The following is a 14,425-nucleotide window of genomic DNA, read 5'->3' on the forward strand; positions in this document are numbered from 1 at the left end:
GACCACGGATTGAACGGAGTTGCCCAAGTCCGCTCACTGGTACCGCACATGTGCGGCAAAGGCGTGTTTCTTTGCCGGAAAATCGTTCGACCATTCCAGTGGGGGTCATACTCTCTGCCTGAACCCTGACCGCTCGTGCGGTCCTGGGAGGGGGGGCGCATTTCGGGGAATTCCAGGACGCAACAGGGCGGAAGGGCAGCCGCGCATGCAAGGCACGGTCGACGGATTCAGCTACGGGCTCGTCACACCGGTGGTGGCGTTTCTCATGGCCTGCCTCGGTGGCGCTCTCGGCCTGCGGTGCACCACCAGAGCCCTGCTCGTCGCCCACTCCTGGCGTCTTGGCTGGCTGGCCCTCGGCTCGGCGGCGATCGGCTCCGGCATATGGACCATGCACTTCATCGCCATGATGGGCTTCTCGGTCCATGAGGCGCCGATCCACTACGACAAGCCGACGACGTACGCCAGTCTCGGCGTCGCCATCGTCATGGTGGGCGTCGGGATCTTCATCGTCGGCTACAAGGGCGCCAGCGGAACGGCCCTCTTCACCGGGGGCACGATCACCGGCCTCGGCATCGCCTCGATGCACTACCTGGGAATGGCCGGCCTGCGGCTGAACGGGAAGCTGGAGTACAACACCGTCACCGTCGCCGCCTCCGTCGTCATCGCGATGGTCGCCGCCACCGCCGCCCTGTGGGCGGCCGGCCAGGTCAGGGGGCTGCTCTGGAGCGTCGGCGCGAGCCTCGTGATGGGGCTCGCCGTCAGCGGCATGCACTACACGGGGATGGCAGCCCTCAGCGTCCACCTCCATACGACGCCCGACGCCACCCCCGGCGACTCGCCCGCGTCACTGCTGGCGCCGATGCTCATCGGCCCGCTCGCCTTCCTCTGCCTCGCCGGCGCCGTCGTGGTGTTCGATCCACTGATGATCATGGGCAAGCCCGCCAGGCCCGCCGCCGAGCACAAACCCGGCGTCCCGGCCCATCCCGCGGTGGAGCACCCCGGCCGCCGCGTGCCGCTGCGGCCCCGCCGGGATCCGGCACAAGGCCGCTCGGGGACCGCGCAGGGCCGCTGAGCCGACCCCGTTGTCAGTGGGGGGTCGTACGGTGGACTCCATGCGGCCCGTTTCCCACATCGAACGCACGGTGGCGCCCTTCGAGGTCGTCAGCCCCTACCAGCCCAGCGGCGACCAGCCGGCGGCCATCGCCGAACTGGCGCGGCGCATCGAGGCCGGTGAGAAGGACGTCGTCCTGCTCGGCGCGACCGGCACCGGCAAGTCCGCCACCACCGCGTGGATGATCGAGAAGCTCCAGCGCCCCACCCTCGTGATGGCGCCGAACAAGACCCTGGCCGCCCAGCTGGCGAACGAGTTCCGCGAACTGCTGCCGAACAACGCGGTCGAGTACTTCGTCTCGTACTACGACTACTACCAGCCAGAGGCCTACGTCCCGCAGTCGGACACCTACATCGAGAAGGACTCCTCGATCAACGAGGAGGTCGAGCGGCTGCGCCACTCCTCGACCAACTCGCTGCTCACCCGCCGCGACGTGATCGTGGTCGCCTCGGTCTCCTGCATCTACGGCCTCGGCACCCCGCAGGAGTACGTGGACCGGATGGTCCCGCTCCGCGTCGGTGACGAGATCGACCGCGACCAGCTGCTGCGCCGTTTCGTGGACATCCAGTACACGCGCAACGACGTGGCGTTCAGCCGTGGCAGCTTCCGGGTCCGCGGCGACACCATCGAGATCTTCCCGGTCTACGAGGAGCTGGCCGTCCGCATCGAGATGTTCGGCGACGAGATCGAGGCGCTGTCCACCCTGCACCCGCTCACCGGCGAGATCATCAGTGACGACGAGCAGCTGTACGTCTTCCCCGCCACCCACTACGTCGCCGGCCCCGAGCGCATGGAGCGGGCTGTCAACGACATCGAGAAGGAGCTCGGGGAGCGTCTGGCCGAGCTGGAGAAGCAGGGCAAGCTCCTGGAGGCGCAGCGCCTGCGGATGCGGACCACCTACGACCTCGAGATGCTCCGCCAGATCGGCAGCTGCTCCGGCGTCGAGAACTACTCGATGCACTTCGACGGCCGCCTGCCCGGCTCGCCGCCGAACACCCTGCTCGACTACTTCCCCGACGACTTCCTGCTCGTCATCGACGAGTCGCACGTCACCGTGCCGCAGATCGGCGCCATGTACGAGGGTGACGCCTCCCGCAAGCGGACTCTCGTCGACCACGGCTTCCGGCTGCCCTCCGCCCTCGACAACCGCCCACTGAAGTGGGAGGAGTTCCAGGAGCGCGTCGGACAGACGGTCTATCTGTCGGCGACTCCCGGCAAGTACGAGCTCTCGCGCGGGGACGGCGTCGTCGAACAGATCATCCGGCCCACCGGGCTCATCGACCCGGAGGTCGTCGTCAAGCCCACCGAGGGGCAGATCGACGACCTGGTCCACGAGATCCGGGGGCGGGTCGAGAAGGACGAGCGCGTCCTGGTCACCACGCTCACCAAGAAGATGGCCGAGGACCTCACCGCCTACTTCCTGGAACTCGGCATCCAGGTGCGCTATCTGCACAGCGACGTCGACACCCTGCGCCGCGTCGAACTGCTGCGTGAACTGCGCTCCGGCGAGTTCGACGTCCTCGTGGGCATCAACCTGCTGCGTGAGGGACTCGACCTGCCCGAGGTCTCCCTGGTGGCGATCCTCGACGCCGACAAGGAGGGCTTCCTGCGCTCCGGCACCTCCCTGATCCAGACCATCGGCCGCGCCGCGCGCAACGTCTCCGGCCAGGTCCACATGTACGCCGACAAGATCACCCCGGCGATGGAGCGGGCCATCGACGAGACCAACCGACGGCGCGAGAAGCAGGTCGCGTACAACACGGCGCACGGCATCGACCCGCAGCCGCTGCGCAAGAAGATCAACGACATCGTGGCGCAGATCGCCCGCGAGGACGTCGACACCGAGCAGCTGCTCGGCTCCGGCTATCGCCGGGCGAAGAAGGACGGGCACGGCACGAAGGCCCCGGTGCCCTCCCTCGGTGGCAAGGCGGCCAAGGGCGCGAAGGCCGGCAAGGCCGCCAGGGGCAAGGACAAGGAGACGGTGCCGACCGACCGTCCGGCGGCCGACCTCGCCGAGCAGATCGAGGAGCTGACACAGCGCATGCGCGCCGCCGCAGCGGACCTCCAGTTCGAGATCGCCGCCCGGCTGCGCGACGAGGTGTCGGAGATGAAGAAGGAACTGAGGCAGATGCGGGAAGCGGGCCTGGCCTGATCCCGATGCTCCGCCGGACCCCGGTGTAGCGCACTGTGTTGCAAGACCGACACAAAGTGCGGACCGGGGTTCGGCGCGGTACGTGCCACTGCGTAGGGTTCTGGACAACCCGCGGAATCCGCGGCAACAGGGGACAGTTCGAGAGGGGAAGAAGCCGTGACCGTCAACATGACCAAGGGTCAGGCCATCAGTCTGCAGAAGAACGACGGGGGCAGCCTGACCGCGGTCCGCATGGGTCTCGGCTGGCAGGCGGCTCCCCGGCGGGGCCTGTTCGGCTCGCGCACCCGGGAGATCGACCTCGACGCCTCCGCCGTCCTGTTCGCGGACAAGCAGCCCGTCGACGTCGTCTTCTTCCGCCACCTGGTCAGCGATGACGGCTCGGTGCGCCACACCGGTGACAACCTCGTCGGCGGTGTCGGCCAGGGCGGTGACGACGAGGCCGTGCTCGTCGACCTCCAGCGCGTGCCGGTCCACATCGACCAGATCGTCTTCACCGTGAACTCCTTCACGGGCCAGACCTTCCAGGAAGTGCAGAACGCGTTCTGCCGTCTGGTCGACGAGACCAACGGCCAGGAACTCGCCCGCTACACGCTGGCGGGCGGCGGCTCCTACACCGCCCAGGTCATGGCCAAGGTGCACCGGTCCGGCTCCGGCTGGTCGATGACGGCCCTCGGTACCCCGGCCAACGGCCGCACCTTCCAGGACCTGATGCCGGCGATCCTGCCGCTGCTGTAGGACGACCGCGCAGGCGGCACACGACACGACACGGCGACAGCAGGGGGCGAAGGCGATGACGGCCGAGCTGGTGCGGGGGCAGAACCACCCGCTCTCCCAGGTCCGTCTGGAGATCCGGGTCTCGGCGGGCAGGCCGGTCGTGGCCGCCGCCACGCTCGGCGACGAGCAGGGCAGGATCCACGGTGCCGAGTGGGTCGCCCACCCGGGCGCCCCCGCCCTGCCCGGTCTCGAGGTCTCCCGCCAGGCGGCCGCCGACCACCGCCTCGCGGTGGACCTGGCCGCCATGCCGGAGACCGTGCACCGTCTCAGCGTGCTGCTCGCCCTGCCCGACGCCATCGGCCCGGACCGCTTCGGCGTGGTCGCGGCACCGTTCGTCGCCGTCACGGGCCTGGACGGCAGCGAGGTCGCCAGCTACACCATGACCGGCCTGGACGCAGAGACGGCCGTCGTCGCCGTGGAGCTCTACCGCAGACAGGGCGCGTGGAAGGTCCGCGCCGTCGGCCAGGGATACGCGGGCGGTCTCGCCGAACTCCTCACCGACCAGGGCCTGCCCGAGGCCCGGCATCTCGCGGCCGGTATCCAGGAGGCGGTGGCCGAGGGCCTGGCCCGCTCGGTCCAGGCACCCTCCCCGCGCGCTGCGGACGGTGACCGTTCCCGGCAGCCCGCGGCCCGCGGCCCGGAACACGGTGGCACGTCGGCCCAGGGCGCCACCGGCCCCGTACCGTCGCAGCCCACTGCTGTGCCCCAGGACCCGTACGCCCTCCAGTCGCCCGGGGTACCGGGGCAGCCCGGGCCGCCATCCGCGTATCCGGGCGGCACGACGTCGGCCGACGCCACCGTCACGCCCTCCGCCGCGCCGGCCGATCCCTCCGCTGTCACGGCGCCCTCCGCGCCGACCACCGGGACCGGTCCGATCGACTACAGCCATCCCCGTCGGCAGAACGCAACCTCGACGCCCCCGCCCACCGCGCCCCCGGCCTCGCCCGGGCAGCCCGCGCGGCCCGTCGCGGGCGATGCGACCGGCTGGTCCATGGACGAGCGGCTCTACAACCAGGTGTGGGGCATGTTCGAGGACCTCGCCCGCACCACGGCCGCCTACCGCAGTGCCGTCGACTTCGCCGACTCCCGCCGGGACAAGGAGCTCGACCAGGTGCTGTCCGACCCGCGCAGCCGGATCGGCGGGCAGGGCGACGCCGCACGAGAGGCGGCCCACGCCAAGTACAGCCGGCTCGTCGACCAGGCCACGCAGGCCCTGGACCGGGATCTCGCCCAGCTCACCGCCGAGGCCGAGGTCGTCGAGCCCGCGCTGCCGCCGGCGTACGCCGGCTGGGGCAGCCCCGTCTGGCACGGCTACCGGGTGCCGATGGAGATGCCCATGGCGCTGCGCATCGGCGATCTCCACCTGCCCGAAGCCTCTCAGCTGCGCATTCCGATGCTGGTGAGGCTGCCGTTGGAGCGCGGTCTGTGGATCGACAGCGGACAGGCCGGATCGTCCGACGGTTCGTTCGCCGACGCCCATGAACTGCGGCACCTCGCGATGGAGACAGCGGTGGCGCACGCGGCCCGGCTGCTCGCCGTGCACCCGGCGGGCGAGTTCACCGTGCACGTGATCGACCCGGCCGGTTCGGCGGCACGCTCGCTCGCGCCACTGGCGCAGACCGATGTGCTGGCCGCTGCGCCCGCCGTCGGCGCCGCGGGTGTGGCGGACGTCCTGGGCCTGCTCACCCGGCGCGTGGACCTGGTCCAGATGGCGGCGCGCGCCGGCGCGGCCGACTCGTTGCCGCCGGGCTTCGACACCTCGCAGCAGTTGCTCGTCGTCAACGACTTTCCGCACGGCTTCGACGACCGTGCCGTGACCCAGCTGCGGTATCTCGCGGACGAGGGTCCGGCCGTCGGTGTCCACCTGATGATGGTGGCCGACCGCGAGGACGCCGCCGGTTACGGTCCGTTGCTGGACCCGTTGTGGCGCTCGCTGCTGCGACTGACCCCGCTGCCGGACGACCACCTCGCCGACCCGTGGGTCGGGCACGCCTGGACGTACGAGCCCTCGCTCGTACCGCCCGGCAGTCAGGTCCTGCAGAGCGTGCTCACGCAGGTGGCGGCGGCCCGTCGCGGCTGGCACGGATAGCGGCCTCCACGCTTACGTCAAGCATACGTAAAGTGCACTGACCTGCATATTTGGTCTTTCTTTTGCCAATCGCTTTACCTTTCCTTGGTGATTGGGTACTGTTTTCCGTACGGAGGGGAGTACTCCCTATCTGCTGCGGCGTACCCGTCAATACGGATCTGGCCAGATCCCGGGGCGTCGGCCCGTGCGGCTGCACAGGCGCTCCGAGCGCCGGGCCCGGGGTGGAAGAGACCTCCGGCAGCGCGACGACGCTGACTACCTGCCGTTACGTACTGCCGGAGGCGCAGTGGATGTTTCCCTGACCCTGTGGGTCCTTACCATCGCGGGCCTGGCCGCCCTGATCGCGGTCGACTTCTTCATCGGCCGCAAGCCGCACGACGTGTCCGTCAAGGAAGCGGGCATCTGGACGGTCGTCTGGATCGCCCTGGCCGGCCTCTTCGGCCTCGGCCTGTTCCTCTTCGGTGGCGGCCAGCCCGCCGGAGAGTTCTTCGCGGGCTTCATCACCGAGAAGTCGCTGAGCGTCGACAACCTCTTCGTCTTCGTCCTGATCATGGCGAAATTCGCGGTGCCCACGCAGTACCAGCAGCGGGTGCTCCTCGTCGGCGTGCTCATAGCCCTGGTCCTGCGGGCCGTCTTCATCGCCGCAGGCGCCGCGATCCTCGCCAGCTTCAGCTGGGTCTTCTTCATCTTCGGCGCCTTCCTGATCTGGACCGCCTGGAAGCTCGTCAAGGAGGCCCGGGCCGACCGGGACGACGAGGAGTTCGAGGAGAACAAGCTGCTCAAGGCCGCCGAGCGCCGCTTCGGCGTGGCCGACCGCTACCACGGCACCAAGCTGTGGATCCAGCAGAACGGCAAGCGGGTCATGACCCCGATGCTGGTCGTGATGCTCGCGATCGGTACGACGGACGTGCTGTTCGCCCTCGACTCCATCCCGGCGATCTTCGGCCTGACCCAGGACCCCTACATCGTCTTCACGGCCAACGCGTTCGCGCTCATGGGCCTGAGGCAGCTGTACTTCCTCATCGGCGGCCTGCTGAGGAAGCTGGTCCACCTCTCCTACGGCCTGTCGATCATCCTGGGCTTCATCGGCGTCAAGCTGGTGCTGCACGCGCTGCACGAGGCCGGGGTGCACGTCCCGGAGATCAGCATCCCGGTCTCGCTCGGCGTGATCTGCTCCGTCCTGATCGTCACCACGATCACCAGTCTGCGCGCCTCACGGAAGCAGGCGACGGCCGAGACGGCGCGGGCCGCCGGCGAAGGCGCTCCGAAGGACAGCATCGACGTCTGACCACGTCAGGCGTAGGAACAACCGCCACGGGGAGGGGTGCGCGGCTGATTGCCGCCACCCGCTCCCGGTGCTACGCCGGGTGCCCCACGCATCGCCTCGTCCTCCAGGACGGGGCGATGCTGATCCCGCAGCCGCAAAATGCGAACGACGAACGCCTCTGCGACGATCGCTCCATGATCGCTCGGCTCAGGTCGCTCACCACGCAGTGGACGTCGCTCGTGCCGGTGATCGCGATCGTCCTGCTCGTCCTCACCTGGGGGCGCGATCTGCCCGGCGCGGTGGTCGCCCTGGTGACCGTGGTCCTGGCCGGGGCCGTGCTGGCCGCCGTGCACCACGCAGAGGTGGTCGCGCACCGGGTGGGCGAACCCTTCGGCTCCCTGGTGCTCGCCGTCGCCGTCACGATCATCGAGGTCGCCCTGATCGTGACCCTCATGGCGGACGGCGGGGCCAAGAGCTCGACCCTGGCCAGGGACACGGTCTTCGCGGCCGTGATGATCACCTGCAACGGCATCGTCGGCCTGAGCCTCCTCGTCGCCTCGCTGCGCCACGGTACGGCGATCTTCAACCCCGAGGGGACCGGCGCCGCCCTCGCGACAGTCGCGACGCTGGCCACGCTCAGCTTGGTGCTGCCCACGTTCACCACGAGCAAGCCGGGCCCCGAGTTCTCCTCCGTACAGCTCACTTTCGCCGCACTGTCCTCACTGATCCTGTACGGCCTGTTCGTGGCGACCCAGACCGTGCGACACCGCGACTACTTCCTGCCGATCACCCGGCAGGGCGGGGTGATCACCACGGACGAGCACGCCGAGGCGCCGTCCCGCCGCACCGCACAGCTCAGCCTGGGACTGCTGGGCCTCGCCCTGATCGGAGTCGTGGGCCTCGCCAAGGGAGTGTCGCCGACGATCGAGTCGGGCGTGCAGGCCGCCGGACTGCACCAGGCCGTGGTCGGCGTGATCATCGCACTGCTGGTGCTGCTTCCCGAGACCATCGCCGCGCTGCGGAGCGCCCGCCGCGACCGGGTGCAGACCAGCCTCAACCTCGCCCTCGGCTCCGCGATGGCCAGCATCGGCCTGACCATCCCCGCGGTCGCCCTCGCGTCCTTGTGGCTCTCCGGACCGCTCGTCCTCGGCCTCGGCTCCACCCACATGGTGCTGCTCGCCCTGACCGTGGTGGTGAGCTCGCTGACCGTGGTGCCGGGCCGGGCCACGCCGCTCCAGGGCGGCGTGCACCTGGTGCTGTTCGCCGCCTACCTGGAGCTGGCGATCAACCCCTGACCGGCGCCGGCTCCTCGGGGTACCGCCGGCCGCGGTCGTCGCCTGCCGGACTCCGCGCGTGCCCGGGACCGGCGGTCAGTCCCAGACCGGCGCCGGCGTGGGCACCCGTACCGGCCGGGTCTCCGGCAGCAGGGCGAAGCAGGCGAGGCTGAGCAGCGAGACGGCCGTCAGATAGGCGCCGACGCCCCACGGGACCCGTCCGCCGTGTTCGGCGAGTGCCGTCGCCACGATCGGTGTGAGCGCGCCGCCGAGGACACCGCCGAGGTTGTACCCGACCGCGGCGCCGGTGCAGCGCACCCGCGGCTCGTACAGTTCCGGCAGATAGGCGGCGATCACGGCGAACATCGTGATGAACGCGATCAGCGCGCCCAGGAAGCCGAGGAACATCAGCAGCGGCTGGCCGGTGGCCAGGAGCGCGACCATCGGGAACATCCACAGGACTGAGCCCGCGCACCCGGCCAGGCACATCGGCCGCCGCCCGAAGCGGTCGCCCAGCACCGCCGCCAGCGGCGTCAGCGCGCCCTTCACCACCACCGCCGCCATGATGCAGGCGAGCATGACCGTGCGGTCCACCCCGAGCCGTTCCGTCCCGAAGGCGAGGGACCAGGTCGTCACGGCGTAGAAGATCGCGTACCCGGCCGCGAGCGCGCCCGCCGTGAGCAGCACCAGCCGCCAGTGGTCGCGTGTGACCTCGGCGAGCGGTACCCGAGCGGGGTCGTCGATCTCCAGGAAACGTGGACTCTCGGTGAGCGACGAGCGAAGCCACAGCCCCGCCGTGGCCAGCAGCCCTGCCGCCCAGAACGGCACCCGCCACCCCCACTGGGCGAACTGCGCGTCGGACAGCGTCGCCGACAGGACCAGCATCACGCCGTTGGCCAGCAGGAAGCCCACCGCGGGCCCGATCTGCGGGAAGCTCGCCCACAGCCCGCGCCGTTCCGCCGGCGCGTGTTCCGCGGTCAGCAGCACCGCACCGCCCCACTCCCCGCCGAGCCCCAGCCCTTGCAGGAAGCGCAGGACGAGGAGCAGGACGGGAGCGGCCACGCCGATCGTGTCGTACGACGGGACGCAGCCGACCGCGACCGTCGAGGCGCCGGTCAGCAGCAGGGACGCGACGAGCACCGGCCGCCGTCCGCGCCGGTCCCCGACGTGCCCGAACAGCACCGAGCCCAGCGGCCGCGCCACGAAGCCCACGCCGAAGGTTCCGAAGGCGGCCAGCGTCCCCGCCAGCGGCGAGAACGTCGGGAAGAACAGGGGCCCAAGGACCAGCGCCGCGGCGGTCCCGTAGACGAAGAAGTCGTAGAACTCGATGGCCGTTCCGGCGAGCGAGGCGGTCGCGAGCCGCAGCATGCCGGGTTTCCTTACGGTGTGTACATCGTGCATGCCGCGTCAACTACCCACGGTGACCATGGGTTACGGGGGCGCGCGGGAGCGCGGTCGACGTTCGGCGGCATCGTGATAGACCGGGTCCGAACGGCGTTCCCGAAGGACCGCCCCTGGTGGACGCACCGCTCGAACGGACCGGAGGAACCGTGCCCCGCACCCTGGCCAACGCCCCGATCATGATCCTCAACGGACCCAACCTGAACCTCCTGGGGCAGCGCCAGCCGGAGATCTACGGCTCCGACACGCTCGCCGACGTCGAGGCCCTGTGCGTCAAGGCGGCGGCCGCGCACGGCGGCACGGTGGACTTCCGGCAGTCCAACCACGAGGGCGAACTGGTCGACTGGATCCACGAGACCCGCCTGAACCACTGCGGCATCGTCATCAACCCGGGCGCCTACTCGCACACGTCCGTCGCGATCCTGGACGCGCTCAACGCCTGCGACGGCCTGCCGGTGCTGGAGGTCCACATCTCCAACATCCACCGGCGCGAGTCGTTCCGGCACCACTCCTACGTCTCGCTGCGCGCCGACGGTGTCATCGCCGGGTGCGGGGTGCAGGGGTACGTGTTCGGGGTGGAGCGGGTCGCCGCGCTGGCCGGCCCGGTCCGGGCCGACGCGTAACCCCGCCGAGCTACAGGCGACCCGCCTCCACGATCCGCCGCAGGAAACGCCGGGTGCGCTCCTGCTGCGGGTCGCCGAAGAGCTGCTCGGCGGTGCCGCGTTCCAGCACCACGCCTCCGTCCAGGAAACAGACCTGGTCGGCGACTTCGCGGGCGAAGCCCATCTCGTGGGTGGCGAGCACCATGGTCATGCCGTCGTCCTTCAGATCGCGGACGACATCGAGGACCTCGCCCACGAGTTCGGGATCCAGGGCGGCGGTGACCTCGTCGAGGAGCAGCAGCCGGGGACGTACGGCCAGGGCGCGCGCGATCGCCACACGCTGCTGCTGGCCTCCGCTCAGCCGGTCGGGGTACTCCCCGGCCCGGCCCGCGAGCCCCAGCCGCTCCAGCAGTTCCCCGGCCCGCTCCTCGGCCCGCGCGCGGGAGACGCCGTGCACCCGGCGAGGGGCGAGCGTGATGTTCTGCGACACCGTCATGTGCGGGAACAGGTTGTACGCCTGGAAGACCACCCCGATACGGCGGCGTACCGCGTCCTGGTCCACACGCGGGTCGGTGATCTCCTCGTCGTCCAGCCAGATCGCGCCGTCGTCGATGTCCTCCAGGAGGCTCGCGCACCGCAGCAGGGTGGACTTGCCGGAGCCGGAGGCGCCGATCAGCGCGGTCACCGTGTGCGGGGCGACCGTGAGGTCGACGTCCCGCAGGACGACGGAGCCGCCGAAGGTCTTGCGGACGGATTCCATCCGCAGCACCGGAGTGTCGCTCATAGGGATCCTCCCTGAGCCCGCCGACGGTCCATCCTGGCCGTCACCCAGTCCGTGAAGCGGGTCATCGGAATGGTCAGCGCCACGAAGACCAGGCCCGCGACGACGTAGGGCGTGTAGTTGAGGCTGCGGCCCACGATGATGTCCGCGGCCCGTACGGCGTCGATCGCCCCGCCGATCGACACGAGACCGGTGTCCTTCTGGAGCGACACCAGATCGTTGAGCAGCGGCGGCACCTGACGGCGTACCGCCTGAGGCAGGATCACGTACCGCAGCGCCTGAAGGTTGTTCAGGCCGAGGGAACGGGCCGCTGCGCGCTGCGAGGGGTGCACGGACTCGATGCCGGCGCGGAACACCTCGGCGACGTAGGCCGAGTACGTCAGCGTGAGCGCCGTACCGCCCAGCAGGATCGGGTCGACCGTCACCCCTTGCAGCCGCAGCGCGGGCACGCCCAGGACCACGATCATCAGATTGATGATGAGGGGGAGTCCGCGGAAGAAGTCGGTGTACGCGGCCGCCAGGACCCGCAGCGGGAAGAACACCGGGCCGCGCAGCGTCCGGGCGATGGCGATGAGCATCCCCAGGACCAGTACGGCGGTGCCGCAGACCAGCAGCAGCCGGACGTTCAGCCACAGCCCGTCGAGCACCTTGGGGAACGCCTCGCGCGCGTACCGCCCGTTGAAGAACGTCTCCTTGGTGCGCGGCCAGCCCGGCGCGCCGACCACGACCAGGTAGAGGACGACACCGGTGACCAGGGTCGAGAGCGCGGCGACCGCCGTGGCGCGGCGCGCCCGGGCCCGCTTGTGGCGCTCGCGTTCCAGGCGTCGCGGAGACGGGGTGTACGCGTCGTCCGCCCCGGGCGCGATCCCCGTGGCGTCGCCGCTCCGGCCGGCCCCGTCGTCCGCGTCCTCCTGGCCGGACTCGTCCTTCGTGAGCGTCACTTGAGGACCGGGGCGTCGACGGCGTCGGAGAGCCACCGCTGCTCCAGCTTCGCCAGCGTGCCGTCCTCGCGCAGGGCGTCCACGGCCCCCGTCACGCAGGAGGTGAGCGCGCTGCCCTTGTCGAGCACGAGCCCGAACTGCTCCGCAGCGCCGGCCCGGTTCTCGAACTGGCCGACGATCTTCGCGTCGGTCACCTCGGCCGCCGTGATGTAGAAGGCGGTCGGCAGGTCGGTGACGACGGCGTCGACCTGACCGTTCTTCAGCGCCGACTTGGCCTGGTCGTTCTTGGCGTACACGGCGGCGGCCCGCGCGGGCTTCACCACGTCGTCGATGTAGTCGAGGCTGGTGGTGCCGACCTGGGCGCCCAGCTTCACGTCCTTCAGGTCCGCGATGCTCGTGGCCTTCGCGGCCTTGGAGCCTTTCAGCGCGATGACGGCCTGGCGTACGTCGTAGTAGCCGGAGGAGAAGTCCACGGCCTTCGCGCGTTCGGCGCTGATGGACACCTGGTTGATGTCGAAGTCGAAGGTCTTCTCCCCAGGCGCGAACGCCTTGTTGAAGGGGACGCTCTGCCATACGACGGCACCGCTGTCGTAGCCGAGCCGCTTGGCCACGGCGTACGCGACCGCCGACTCGAAGCCCTCGCCGCCGGCGGGCTTGTCGTCCTTGAACCATGGCTCGTACGCGGGTTCGTCGGTGGCGATCGTCAGCTTGCCCGGAGTCTTGGTGGCCAGTTCGTCCTTCGCGCAGCTGCGCGCGCCCGGACCGGAGGGCTTGGCGGCCGAGTTCTCCTCCGGCTGCGGTGCACAGCCGACGGCGGTGGCGAGCAGGGCTACGGTGGCGCCGGCGACGGCGCGGCGCAGAACACGAGCGGCAGGGTGCATGGCGGGAGATTGGCAGCGGAAGCCGCGTTTGTCGAGGTCACGACCGCGGTTGTCCGCATGGTGGGAACGGGTGTTGCGCGCGTGTGAACAGGCACCGCGCGGCACGCCACCGTGCTTGTTCTTATGCCAGTTCCTGTACTGGTCCTGTGCCAGTTCCTGTGCCAGTTCCTGTGCCTGGTCCTGTGCCTGGTCCTGCGCTGTGCCTGGGCCGCCGGCCGAGGGCGGGGAACGAGAGGCCGGCGGCCCGTACCGCGCAGGAGCCGTCATCCTGGGCGGGGCTGCTACCAGTTGACCCCGCGAGCAGACGGGCCGGGAGCGCGCACAGGACGCCGGTGCGTGCACAAGCTTCACACGGGGCGTGCGTTCAGCGCCGCGCGCCTGCTGTGTACCGAGGGTTCACCACCCGCGCGCGTGCCACTCCGGCAGATGCGGCCGCTCCGCGCCCAGCGTGGTGTCGTCGCCGTGCCCCGGGTAGACCCAGGTCTCGTCGGGCAGGACGTCGAAGATCTTCGTCTCGACGTCGTGGATCAGGCTGGCGAACGCCTTCGGGTCCTTGCGCGTGTTGCCCACGCCGCCCGGGAAGAGACAGTCCCCGGTGAACACGTGCGGGTGACCGTGCGGGTCGTCGTAGACGAGCGCGATCGAACCCGGCGTGTGTCCGACCAGATGGCGCGCGGTGAGCTCGACCTGTCCCACCCGGATGACGTCGCCGTCGTCGACCGGCACGTCGGTCGGCACCGGGATGCCCTCGGCGTCCTCCCGGCCGGCGTGGGTCCGGGCGCCGGTGGCGGCGACCACCGCGGCGAGCGCCTGCCAGTGGTCGCCGTGCTGGTGGGTGGTGACGACGGACGCGATGCCGTCGTCGCCGATCGTGCCGAGCAGGGTGTCCGCGTCGTTGGCCGCGTCGATCAGCAACTGCTCGTCGGTGGCCCGACAGCGCAGCAGATAGGCGTTGTTGTCCATCGGGCCGACCGCGATCTTGGTGATCATCAGGTCCTTGAGCTCGTGCACGTCCGCCGGGCCGCCGACCGTCACCTGTCCGCTGTACGTCATGGCGATCAGCCTATCGCCGGGGAGCGGCCCGAGGACCGCTCACGACCGACAGCGGACCGCGACGCCCTTACGGGGATCCTCCAGGCTCAGCGGACCGCC

General features: G+C 70.3%; 12 protein-coding genes. 7 read left to right on the forward strand and 5 right to left on the reverse strand.

The window, feature by feature from the left end; all coding sequences use genetic code 11:
- Nucleotides 1-205: 205 nt before the first annotated feature.
- The 6 genes from ACFV0T_RS25820 (at nucleotide 206) to ACFV0T_RS25845 (ending at nucleotide 8,688) form a co-directional block, all read left to right on the forward strand.
- On the forward strand, nucleotides 206-1,072 hold the full coding sequence (locus ACFV0T_RS25820) for an MHYT domain-containing protein (protein WP_385783559.1): 867 nt from the start codon (nucleotides 206-208) through the stop codon (nucleotides 1,070-1,072).
- Between the two features lie 40 nt (nucleotides 1,073-1,112).
- Nucleotides 1,113-3,263 (forward strand): excinuclease ABC subunit UvrB, encoded by a 2,151-nt coding sequence (gene uvrB / locus ACFV0T_RS25825; RefSeq protein ID WP_385783561.1) that lies wholly within the window; start codon nucleotides 1,113-1,115, stop codon nucleotides 3,261-3,263.
- Between the two features lie 156 nt (nucleotides 3,264-3,419).
- The gene (locus tag ACFV0T_RS25830; RefSeq protein ID WP_385783563.1) at nucleotides 3,420-3,998 is read left to right on the forward strand and encodes a TerD family protein; all 579 of its coding nucleotides are present in this window, start codon (nucleotides 3,420-3,422) and stop codon (nucleotides 3,996-3,998) included.
- 55 nt (nucleotides 3,999-4,053) lie between these two features.
- Nucleotides 4,054-6,126 carry a TerD family protein gene (locus tag ACFV0T_RS25835; RefSeq protein ID WP_385783566.1) on the forward strand — a complete coding sequence of 691 codons (2,073 nt, stop codon included), beginning with the start codon at nucleotides 4,054-4,056 and terminating at the stop codon, nucleotides 6,124-6,126.
- Between the two features lie 286 nt (nucleotides 6,127-6,412).
- Entirely contained in the window at nucleotides 6,413-7,414 is a 1,002-nt protein-coding gene (locus tag ACFV0T_RS25840) for a TerC family protein (RefSeq protein ID WP_385783569.1), read from the forward strand.
- A gap of 173 nt (nucleotides 7,415-7,587) precedes the next feature.
- The gene (locus ACFV0T_RS25845) at nucleotides 7,588-8,688 is read left to right on the forward strand and encodes a calcium:proton antiporter (RefSeq protein ID WP_385783571.1); all 1,101 of its coding nucleotides are present in this window, start codon (nucleotides 7,588-7,590) and stop codon (nucleotides 8,686-8,688) included.
- 75 nt (nucleotides 8,689-8,763) lie between these two features.
- Here ACFV0T_RS25845 and ACFV0T_RS25850 read toward each other — a convergent pair whose 3' ends face one another.
- The gene (locus tag ACFV0T_RS25850) at nucleotides 8,764-10,035 is read right to left on the reverse strand and encodes an MFS transporter (RefSeq protein WP_385783574.1); all 1,272 of its coding nucleotides are present in this window, start codon (nucleotides 10,033-10,035) and stop codon (nucleotides 8,764-8,766) included.
- Nucleotides 10,036-10,217: 182 nt separating this feature from the next.
- Between ACFV0T_RS25850 and aroQ the strand changes: the two genes are divergently transcribed.
- Entirely contained in the window at nucleotides 10,218-10,691 is a 474-nt protein-coding gene (gene aroQ / locus ACFV0T_RS25855; protein WP_385783695.1) for a type II 3-dehydroquinate dehydratase, read from the forward strand.
- Between the two features lie 10 nt (nucleotides 10,692-10,701).
- Here the strand turns inward: aroQ and ACFV0T_RS25860 are convergent, their stop codons facing one another.
- The 4 genes from ACFV0T_RS25860 to ACFV0T_RS25875 form a co-directional block, all read right to left on the reverse strand.
- Nucleotides 10,702-11,454 (reverse strand): amino acid ABC transporter ATP-binding protein, encoded by a 753-nt coding sequence (locus ACFV0T_RS25860; protein ID WP_385783577.1) that lies wholly within the window; start codon nucleotides 11,452-11,454, stop codon nucleotides 10,702-10,704.
- The gene (locus tag ACFV0T_RS25865) at nucleotides 11,451-12,392 is read right to left on the reverse strand and encodes an amino acid ABC transporter permease (protein ID WP_385783580.1); all 942 of its coding nucleotides are present in this window, start codon (nucleotides 12,390-12,392) and stop codon (nucleotides 11,451-11,453) included. Before ACFV0T_RS25865 ends, ACFV0T_RS25860 begins: the two co-directional genes overlap by 4 nt.
- Nucleotides 12,389-13,273 (reverse strand): ABC transporter substrate-binding protein, encoded by an 885-nt coding sequence (locus ACFV0T_RS25870; RefSeq protein WP_385783583.1) that lies wholly within the window; start codon nucleotides 13,271-13,273, stop codon nucleotides 12,389-12,391. The genes ACFV0T_RS25865 and ACFV0T_RS25870 overlap by 4 nt, the downstream gene beginning before the upstream one ends.
- A gap of 396 nt (nucleotides 13,274-13,669) precedes the next feature.
- Complete coding sequence (locus ACFV0T_RS25875) at nucleotides 13,670-14,326, reverse strand: MBL fold metallo-hydrolase (protein WP_385783586.1); 657 nt, start codon at nucleotides 14,324-14,326, stop codon at nucleotides 13,670-13,672.
- Nucleotides 14,327-14,425: the final 99 nt, after the last annotated feature.

Origin of the sequence: Streptomyces sp. NPDC059582 (assembly GCF_042735715.1) — a bacterium.
GTDB lineage: Bacteria > Actinomycetota > Actinomycetes > Streptomycetales > Streptomycetaceae > Streptomyces.

Excerpts from the sequence above, each read along its gene's own strand:
- ACFV0T_RS25820 (WP_385783559.1), top strand. The coding sequence starts at position 206 with ATGCAAGGCACGGTCGACGGATTCAGCTACGGGCTCGTCACACCGGTG.
- uvrB (WP_385783561.1), top strand. The coding sequence starts at position 1,113 with ATGCGGCCCGTTTCCCACATCGAACGCACGGTGGCGCCCTTCGAGGTC.
- ACFV0T_RS25835 (WP_385783566.1), top strand. The coding sequence starts at position 4,054 with ATGACGGCCGAGCTGGTGCGGGGGCAGAACCACCCGCTCTCCCAGGTC.
- ACFV0T_RS25845 (WP_385783571.1), top strand. The coding sequence starts at position 7,588 with ATGATCGCTCGGCTCAGGTCGCTCACCACGCAGTGGACGTCGCTCGTG.
- ACFV0T_RS25850 (WP_385783574.1), bottom strand. The coding sequence starts at position 10,035 with ATGCTGCGGCTCGCGACCGCCTCGCTCGCCGGAACGGCCATCGAGTTC.
- ACFV0T_RS25860 (WP_385783577.1), bottom strand. The coding sequence starts at position 11,454 with ATGAGCGACACTCCGGTGCTGCGGATGGAATCCGTCCGCAAGACCTTC.
- ACFV0T_RS25870 (WP_385783583.1), bottom strand. The coding sequence starts at position 13,273 with ATGCACCCTGCCGCTCGTGTTCTGCGCCGCGCCGTCGCCGGCGCCACC.
- ACFV0T_RS25875 (WP_385783586.1), bottom strand. The coding sequence starts at position 14,326 with ATGACGTACAGCGGACAGGTGACGGTCGGCGGCCCGGCGGACGTGCAC.